Origin of the sequence: Microcystis sp. LE19-131.1A, assembly GCF_027532015.1 — a bacterium.
GTDB classification, from domain to species: domain Bacteria; phylum Cyanobacteriota; class Cyanobacteriia; order Cyanobacteriales; family Microcystaceae; genus Microcystis; species Microcystis ichthyoblabe_A.
The window spans coordinates 1-9,669 of record NZ_JAPZSS010000263.1 but is presented as its reverse complement, the minus strand read 5'-3'; the positions used below and the strand labels follow the sequence as shown (position 1 = coordinate 9,669).

At 43.4% G+C, this 9,669-nt stretch carries 4 protein-coding genes and 1 pseudogene; 1 reads left to right on the top strand and 4 read right to left on the bottom strand.

Features of this window, described 5'->3' with window-relative positions; genetic code table 11:
* Positions 1-119: 119 nt before the first annotated feature.
* The 4 genes and pseudogenes from O9323_RS18810 to O9323_RS18790 all read right to left on the bottom strand — a co-directional run bounded on the left by O9323_RS18810 (position 120) and on the right by O9323_RS18790 (position 7,042).
* A complete protein-coding gene (locus tag O9323_RS18810; RefSeq protein WP_288125570.1) occupies positions 120-1,955 on the bottom strand; it encodes a tetratricopeptide repeat-containing S1 family peptidase in 1,836 nt (611 codons plus the stop codon).
* Between the two features lie 231 nt (positions 1,956-2,186).
* Positions 2,187-4,649: pseudogene (locus tag O9323_RS18800) on the bottom strand (CHASE2 domain-containing protein).
* A gap of 15 nt (positions 4,650-4,664) precedes the next feature.
* Positions 4,665-5,792, bottom strand: coding sequence for a DUF1822 family protein (locus tag O9323_RS18795; RefSeq protein WP_288125571.1), 1,128 nt, complete (start codon positions 5,790-5,792; stop codon positions 4,665-4,667).
* A 2-nt stretch (positions 5,793-5,794) separates the two neighbouring features.
* The gene (locus tag O9323_RS18790; protein WP_288125568.1) at positions 5,795-7,042 is read right to left on the bottom strand and encodes an RNA polymerase subunit sigma-70; all 1,248 of its coding nucleotides are present in this window, start codon (positions 7,040-7,042) and stop codon (positions 5,795-5,797) included.
* 284 nt (positions 7,043-7,326) lie between these two features.
* On the opposite strand from O9323_RS18790, the gene ftsH3 reads away from it, so the two are divergent.
* A complete protein-coding gene (ftsH3, locus tag O9323_RS18785) occupies positions 7,327-9,180 on the top strand; it encodes an ATP-dependent zinc metalloprotease FtsH3 (RefSeq protein WP_002742170.1) in 1,854 nt (617 codons plus the stop codon).
* Positions 9,181-9,669: the final 489 nt, after the last annotated feature.

Here is a 9,669-nt window from a genome sequence, read left to right as displayed (position 1 = left end):
TTTAGCCAATTTTTTGCCAGCTTTTTGGCTAGTTTAGTCAGATTCTTGTTTCCCAATTTGAGAATTCTTTCTGATTTACAAATAACCGCAATTTTCTGCATCCAAATCAGCTTCCCAACTCAATTTGTGAGAAATGCGGGATTAATCGCTTGTTGCAAAGCTTCTATAGCTGTTTGATGTTCGCGTAATTCAAATAACGCTAATCCCTTCCCATACCAGGCTAAATAGACATTATCGGGGTCATTTTGCTTAATCGCTTCATCAAAGGCTTTAATTGCTTCCTCAAACCTTCCTAACCGCCATAATTGTCCCCCCCTTTGTATCCAAATATCCGCCTTCGCATTGGTATTAGGAACAATAACACCAGTAATCGCTTGAATAATTTCTTGTTGTTGTTGCGGACTAACTTGGGGTTGAGCAGTGGTTAATAATTGCGGTTTTACCTTGAATCTTTCTTGCAATCCCAAAAAAGTGCTAATGGGAATCCCTAAACTATACCCTAACTGAATTTTCCCTCCCCCTGCTCCTTCTGAACGTCCATGAATCCCTATTACTCTCCCCTGAGAGTCTAAGACTGCACCGCCACTCATGCCCCCAAATGTGATGCTGGTATAAACTAATTCATACCCTCCTTCTAAAGAAGCAACACTTTGTAATGTTCCACTTTGTTGCGTGCTTAAGTCACTTTGGCGGGTTTGTAGTAATCCCGTTTCTTTATCCCCAATTATACCGCCACTAAACAACCATTTCGAGGGATTGTCGCCAATTTTGGGGAAGCCTGCCGCAAAAACAAAATCACCGCTATTTGGGTTATAATTCGCTATTTCCGCAACGGGATAATTGTCCCGGCTTTCAAACTGAAAGACTGCTAAATCTACCCCTTCCTGACGGATGATGGTGCTTTTCTCGATGTTTCGAGTTTTGCCGTCGCTGGTGACGACGGTGTAGGTGTTATTGGGACAAGGTTTACTTGCAGCATCTTGACTTTTTTTCTTCTCACATAATACATGGTCTGCGGTTAAAACTGTGTAAATATTCCCTTCTTTAGCGATAATGACACCGCTACCGTTTGCACCGCTCGTACTATCGATCCGGACGGTGAAACCCTTCGCTTTCGCTTCTAATTCGGCGATATAGCCAGTATAGGCGGTGGTTTCTATATCGGGGTTCACCGGCGGTAGGGGTAGGTTATAGGCGCTGAGGATTTCGGGACGGATGTAGGTTAATAGGGTATTAAGGAGAATGCCCCAATTAACCGCTCTCATCTGTTGGATTTCTGCGTCTGTGGGTTTTGTACCGTCTTCGTAGGTGTAGTTAGAGAGAATCGGATGGGCCGATCGCCCGTTAATGCCAATTAACTCATCCTCGGAAAAGATACCACCGCCGCTCATTCCCTGCACGATATCGCCACTATAACCGACGCTGTAGCCTTCCCGGAGGGGTCGATCGCTCACCTGTTCAAGGGTTCCCTTTGTCGTCCGATACTGTCCCGTTTCGGCAACATATCCCGCGGCCACCACTTCTAAACCGATGCTGTTTTGATTGATGGTAAACTCCGCGATGGTGGCGATCGCATAATTCCTGGTATCGCTAAACTCCAGCAGAGCGAGATATTGATTCTCCGATAGGGAATTGGGGACAATGCGGGCCGCACGGCTGTGGCCGTCGTAAGTTTGTACCTGTAGGGTTTTCGTGTTGCGGGTAACGTGGGCGTTGGTTAGGACAAGGTAATTATCGCCTTTTTTAGCGATAATTGTCCCCGATCCCCGATTTGTCTCGCTAGTAATCCGAACGGTGACTCGTTGTAGGAATTGCTCCTCGGTAAGCTCCCGATCGCCCTGTGCCGTCAGAATGGGATGATTAGAAATATTTCTGGCAGCCGGGGTGATAAGGGTTAACCCGGGTTGAGGCAGTAGGGAGAAAAGAAGGATGAGGGCGATCGAAGGTTTGATCATGGCTGTTACCTAGAGTTTGCTGAATAAATGTGAAATGTAGGCAAGGTAAGAGTTTTGTCGTTTTTCTCGTGAAACAGGTGCAAGATTTTGAGAGAATCGTGCTTCAAAACCTTGCGTCTTCATCGGCCCGGGTCCTGTAGGGGCGAAGCATTCGGGCAATAACCTATCGGTGAAACCGGAGATTTTCTATCCGAATGCTTCGCCCGTACTTTTTCAGCAAGCCTTACCTAGCTATTTTAAATAGTAAGAACGAAGAAAAAAGAAGATACCAGAGGTGGTGAGAAGTGCGATCGCTGGGGGGATAATCGGAACCCAGAGACCGAAATAACTAAAGAGAAGCCAACCGATACCAGTAAGGGAAATTACAGCGATCGCCACTGTCAAAAGTACCGTTTTTACCCGAAGAAAACGCCACGTTAATAATCCCCCCACCAGGGACCAACCCAGCACCTAGAAAGCCTCCTGTAGGGGATTCCAGAAAGCGATCGAGGCTCGTTTTCCTGTCATTGTATCGAGAATTTGACTGACTGCGTGCGCGTGCAAATAAACCCCCGGAATTGCTTCCGATGGGTTGCGACTAAAGGGGGTTAAAAAATCATCAATCCCGGTTTCTGTTACTCCAATCAGGACAATTTTTTCCCGGACTGATTCGGAATTAAAACGCGAATCTAAAACCTGTCGGAGAGATTTTTTCGGGGCAATTTTTATGATTGCATCGATGCCATTATCGGCGATTCGACGGTAAGCGAGCATAACTTGACGGCCGGATCGGGTATCGGATTGACTGGTTCTGTAGGGGCCGCGGTTGGATTGCAGCCAGTCACCGAGATGAGTATCCCCGATATTAATTTCTAGAATTCCCCGCTGCAGTTTATTGCAGTCAAAATCTTGATTCTGGGATTGTAGATATCGTTTGGCAATTAGGAGACTAAAACTAGGAGCATAATCTTTAAAATTACAGGACATTGAGTCAACTGTGGCCAAAGAATCCGGGGGAAGACAGGGAGAGGTGCGATCGAGTTTTGCCTGATATAAAAAACGACGAATTCGGGGAACTCCGGCAATGGTTTCGTCTGGGACTATGTTACTAAAACCACTCTGATTTTTTGGCAGTTCTGGGGGTGGGGGAAATCCGTCCGGTTGCGGGTAATTATTAAACTTACAAATCGAGATAAAATTAGGAGTATTTTGTAATTGTTTGGCTAGGGGTGGATAATCTTGACTGGCAGCGATGGGACGGAGGATATCTAAGGCGATAATTTGCGGTTCGTAGGGCAGTAATTTATTTAAAAGCTGCGATAATGCTTCTCCTGCGAGGGAACGTTTTTGATCGCTGCCTGGTATTGTTGGTCTTTTCATACCCATGCGATCTTGATAGGCCCAATCTTGGCGATCAATGGTAATAATTAATAATCTTTCGTCGGGTTTATCTTTGGGTTTTAGTTGCATCAGACGATCATAAATATTTAATTCTAAGGGTTCTAAAATTCCTGTTTCTCTTATTGCCAAGACTGTCATGGCTACGGCTAAACCTAAACCGAAAGTTAGAGCGAATCGTCGCCAATTTTGTTGTTTTTGAGGGGAGTTACTGAAACTATGCCAAGTGGGGGGTTCTTCGGTGGGATTGGGGCAAACTACGGGCAGCCAACTGGCACAGGGATAGTCTTTTTCCCAGTCATCGTGGAGATTTTTTTGGGCTTCATGTACGGCGCTATAGAGAGATTTATTATTGGTAAAAGCGGTTAAAAAGTATTGCAGAAATTTGGGAGAAACAGGATCGGGTAATTTCTCGCGCATAAAGATTAGATGGGGTAATGCCATCCCTTTTTCCCGTGATAGTTGTTGTGCCAAACCGATACCATCACAGGAGTTAAATATCGCTAACTTTAACCCGTTTTTAGTAGCTTCTCCCAGAGAAAAGCTAAAATCAGCTATCTTTAATTTATGAGTTTCTGTTAGTTGAATTTCGCAATCTTGGCCATCTTCTGTACTGGCACTATGACCGCTAAAAAAGAGAATATTCCAAGTTTCTTGACGCAATAACTGATTTAATTTTTGCGGGTGAGGGGCTTTTTCCCAGATAATTTCGGCTCCTGCTTTTCCCGCAATATCGTCTAAAGTTTTGCGATCTTCTTCGAGAAATCTTAAGTCGGTGGCATAGCCTAAAATGGCTAAAATCCGAATTTTTTCATGATTTTTTAATTGTCTGGTTAAGGTATCGTATTCCGAGACAATAATGGCTATATCTGCGCCGGTATTTTGGAGGATTTCCCATTTTTCCCAGGGGAATCTTTGCAGCCAAATATTATCGGTTTGTAACCAGATACGAAAGTTATTGCCAGAGCGCAGAATTGCGGTTTTGATCGGTTCAAATTCTGGGCTATTATTCAACCATTTGTTTAAGTTATCCTCAAATAATTTGGCTTTTTCTTGGCAGTTTTTAAAGACTAAACTCTGCTGAGAACTATTGGTAATTTGTTGGGGATTGCTATCTTTTAAGATTTTAAAAAATCCCTCTAATTCACTATAGTGACGTTGCCATTGACGGTAAAGAGTTAATAACTCTAAATTAGCTGGTAGCCTTGCTTTGATCACAGTTTGGGGACGAGAATTAAGATCGGGACGAATTTCTAATTTTACTTTAAATCCCCGATCGAATGTGCCATCTAGTTCGAGAGTTAAGAGTTTAATCATTAAGTTTTTCCTCGCTTATACTTGTAAATATTCGGTGACTCTTGCCGATTCTAAGGCCACTTCAATGAAGAATTTATCCCCCAATTCAGCATCAAATCTATAACGAATAAATTCATCGTTATCTGTGGCAATTACTTCTCGAAAAACTTGACCAGTTTCGGTGAGAATACTTAATTTTAAATGGGGGGGTAAAGTGCTTGTTTCTCCCGTGGGGTAAACAGTCGCTTGCAGGCTAAATATTTCTTCAATTTTAGCGATAGTAATCATCAAAGCGAGGGGATTTCCCAGTAATTCTACTCCTAAATCTTTGATGCGTTTAATTTCTGTATTTTTGAATGCTGGAACCAGTGACAGTGAGCTAAAATCGAGGATACTTTGCCAATCAATGGGGAAATTATCAGTAAACCAATTGGTTAACTTGACGGGGGATTTTTGCCGACGGGTAATTAAAATTTTTCTCCAGTTACTATTGACGATAACTGCTGCCCATTCCTGAAAAGCAATAGCTTTTCTGGGAAAGATTAACTTAGGATTAGCTAAGATGTCTAGTAAGGTTGTCAATCTATCTAAAGATAGTTTTTCTTCCATCTTTTCCCGTTCAATCTTAACTGGTTGCCATTGACACTCTCCCCATAAATCCAAAGAATCTGATCCTGATTGCAGTTGATTTCTCGGTAGAGAGTAGTTAAGATTACGCTTAATATATTGTCCTTTTTCCTTAATATCTTTATGGGTAGTACAACCCCAAATTCTCAGATGACTTTCGGCAGTGTTTACCTGTACAGCTAGATAATAATCACCAATTAATTGAGGAATATCTACCCATTCTTGAGGAATTTCGATCGCTTCTAGATCCAGAGTTTCGCTGGCAATAACGATCACTGACTTTTCGCCTAATTTAACGGTAAAACCATTAACTCCTAGTTGCCAGAAATCCTCTTGATTTTCTACTAAGCTAACCCCAGGCATCCCTGACTGTAGATAGTTAAAAATAACTTGTTGACAGAGATAATTAATATAAAATCTCTGACGAATACTGGCATCAGTAAAACTGGCACTTTTTGCCCAACTTATCTCTTGAATATCGGCGGGTATTTCTAGCCAAATGCTATCAGGAGTTAGTTCTAACCAATCATTAACCATAATTAATCCTCCTGAGTTGTTGCGCTGGTTTGATAGTAGTATGTTAGCCATGGTTCTATTGCCTTACTAATAACTTCTCTATCGTGGGACTGGAAAGGAATATGCAGGTTTTCGCTGGCCCAGGGTAAAAACTTTTTAGCGAGGTGACGATAAACTTTATCCAGTTCCCTAGAAACCTGATATTGTTTGATAACCACCGTGGTGATTTCTGTAATCTTAGCGGCAATTGTCACTTGTCCCAACCCTGAACCATAAGTCATCTCTAGAATTAACTGAATTTGCGGATGCAGTTTTGCCTGTTGCGGCTGCTGACAAATCTGTGAAATTTCTGCGCGTAACCAAGCTAGAATTTTTTGGTGGTTTTGTTGCGACTCGCGAAAATTTTCCGCCGCTTCTAACTGCTGCCAAGGGGTATCATGGAGAGTATCTTCGATTATTTCTTCCCTCGTGCTACTTTCCCCATCCCCGAAAGGTTGCTGTAGAGAAATTGTTTTTCCTTGGGGAAATAAATGATCAAAAATAGCTTGTCCCGCATCCTTTAACCATCGGGTAATTGTCGCAGAATTGATTTTGATGGTAGCGTGGCTATCCGAGTTATAAGCAGCGGCGATTTTTTGCCAGATTTCTGGACTAGGTTCCTGAATTTTACCATCGGTTTTTATTTTTGCCTGGGCATAAATTTCTTTATAGTAATCCCAAGCTAAAAGGTAATTTTCGAGAGTTTCTCCCACTAATCCCCTCGCCCAGAGAGCTTGGCTGAGACGCGCTCCGGTAGAATTAAGTAGTAGGCTCCAAGTATTATGGCCGAATGCTTGACTAATCTGACGGATGCGATCGATTAAGCGATATTTAATCCTCTGAGTGGCAAAATTATCGAAGCGAGTAGAGAATAAAGGCTTAAAGTCAGCTAAGATAGCCTCAAAACCAAGAATTCCTTCGTTAAAGTAGTCTTCAATCTGATAATCTAGTTTAGCTTGATATTTTTGATAGATTTCGGCAGCTGCCCAGTAGCAAGGTTCCTGCAAATAAGCATATAAATGCCCACGAAAAAGATGATTTTTGGAACCGGGATTCCGATACTGTTGGTGAAAGAATAGAGACCAATATTCCTCGGACTCGACATTAGGATCGATTGGGCCATAGCTTTCCATGTTACGACGCAAACGCCGATCGCAATTCCATTCTGTCCTATTTTGCTGCAAAACTAAAAAGCAACAAAACTTCTCCAGCAAAGTCTCTCGTTTTTTCATCTAGCTAGTCCCCGTGGAGGTCAACTAAACTCTCTATCGTTCCACTTGCAGCTTTTATGCAGTATTTTGGCATTTTGTTACAAATTGATCATACTCGGTCGAGGAGAGTCACAGTAAATGGCTTTTTTACCCACTGCCAACCCCCAACAGCTAACCCCCAGGGAGGACTACGAGGGGCATCTTTTAAAAAAAACCTGTCCACTGTTCCTGAGAAACGTTAACATAAGTTAACAACCCCTTAACAACCGATAAGATCATCCTCAATTTATCAGGAGTTCGACAGCGTGAACAAAAACGGTAATAACAAAAAATGGCGCAATGCGGGACTATATGCCCTATTGTTAATCGTAGTCCTTGCCTTGGCCTCAGCTTTCTTTGATCGCCAGCCAGCAGTGCAACAAACTTGGAAGTATAGTGAATTTTTACAGGAAGTACGGGAAGGTAAAGTAGAAACCGTGCGCTTAAGTGCCGACCGGCAACGAGCGATCGTACCCACCCAAGACGGTACAAATGTATTGGTCAACCTGCCCAACGATCCGCAATTAATCAACATCTTGGCAGAAAATAACGTTGATATTTCCGTACTGCCCCAAAGAGAAGAAGGAGTATGGGTAAGAGCCTTCAGTAGCCTCTTTTTCCCGATTTTACTTCTTGTTGGTCTATTTTTCTTGCTCCGTCGCGCCCAAAGTGGCCCCGGTTCCCAAGCGATGAACTTCGGCAAATCGAAAGCAAGAGTACAGATGGAACCCCAAACCCAGGTTACTTTCGGTGATGTGGCCGGGATTGAAGGGGCAAAATTAGAATTAAACGAAGTGGTGGACTTCCTGAAAAATGCCGATCGCTTCACGGCAATTGGGGCAAAAATCCCCAAAGGAGTCCTTTTAGTCGGTCCTCCGGGGACTGGTAAAACCCTACTCGCTCGCGCAGTAGCTGGAGAAGCAGGAGTCCCGTTTTTTAGCATTTCCGGTTCGGAATTCGTGGAAATGTTCGTCGGGGTGGGTGCTTCTCGCGTCCGCGACCTATTTGAACAAGCGAAAGCGAATGCACCTTGTATCGTCTTTATCGATGAGATTGATGCTGTCGGTCGTCAACGGGGTGCCGGTTTAGGGGGTGGTAACGATGAACGGGAACAAACCCTCAACCAATTATTAACGGAAATGGACGGTTTTGAAGGTAATACAGGTATTATCATTATCGCCGCCACTAACCGTCCTGATGTGCTGGATGCCGCTTTATTACGTCCGGGTCGTTTCGATCGCCAAGTGGTGGTGGATCGTCCCGATTACGCTGGCCGTAAGGAAATCCTTAATGTCCACTCCAGAGGCAAAACTTTGGCCCAAGACGTGGATCTCGATAAAATCGCTCGTCGTACCCCCGGTTTTACCGGTGCGGATCTGGCTAATTTGCTCAACGAAGCCGCAATTTTAGCGGCACGTCGCAATTTAACCGAGATTTCTATGGATGAGATCAACGATGCGATTGATCGTGTCCTAGCAGGTCCTGAGAAGAAAAATCGCGTCATGAGCGAAAAACGCAAAACTTTAGTTGCTTACCATGAAGCTGGTCACGCTTTGGTGGGTGCTTTAATGCCGGATTATGATCCTGTCCAGAAAATTAGTATTATTCCTCGCGGTCGCGCTGGGGGTTTAACTTGGTTCACTCCCAGCGAGGATCGCATGGAATCCGGGTTATATTCTCGCGCTTATCTGCAAAATCAGATGGCTGTAGCTTTGGGGGGTCGTTTAGCTGAAGAAATTATCTTCGGTGAGGAGGAAGTGACTACGGGTGCTTCTAATGACCTGCAACAGGTGGCACGAGTAGCGCGGCAAATGGTCACTCGTTTCGGCATGAGCGATCGCCTAGGTCCCGTGGCTTTAGGTCGTCAAAATGGTAATGTTTTCCTAGGTCGTGATATCGCTTCCGATCGAGATTTCTCCGATGAAACTGCGGCAGCTATTGACGAGGAAGTGCGTAACCTAGTAGAACAGGCCTATCGTCGCGCTAAAGAGGTTTTAGTCAATAACCGCGCCATCTTGGATCAGTTAGCGCAAATGTTAGTGGAAAAAGAAACCGTGGACGCGGAGGAGTTACAAAATATCCTCGCTCATAACGAGGTGAAAATGGCGGCTTTAGCTTAAGTTTTGTAACATTTTCTTGACAAACAGCATCCTGATGGGTGCTGTTTTTTTGTTAAATGAAAATTAATGACAAACTTAATTTCTTGCTGATCAGCTGTTAATCAGCTTAACAGGCGTTGCTGATTTGAGATATGATACTAAATCCGTTGAGTATAGGCTACATATCAGGAAAGGCAAAAGGCAAGAGGCAAAAGGGGGGATAAATAATCAGTTTTTAATAACCAGATTTAGTATGAATCTTCTCTTGTGGGATTTTTAAAACCTAGACCCAAACTAACTTTTGGACACGATGCACAGTTGGCATTCATACCTTGATTCAGTAACGCCTTCTCAGTTATCAGTTATCAGTTAAGTAGTCATGCAAAATTAATTACCCAAATAAAAAATTAAGAAGTATAATACATAAAAAAACGAAGCAGCAGGAAAATACAATGAGATTGATTAGAGACCTAAACCCCGAGAGCCAGAAAATGCTAGAGAGAATTTATC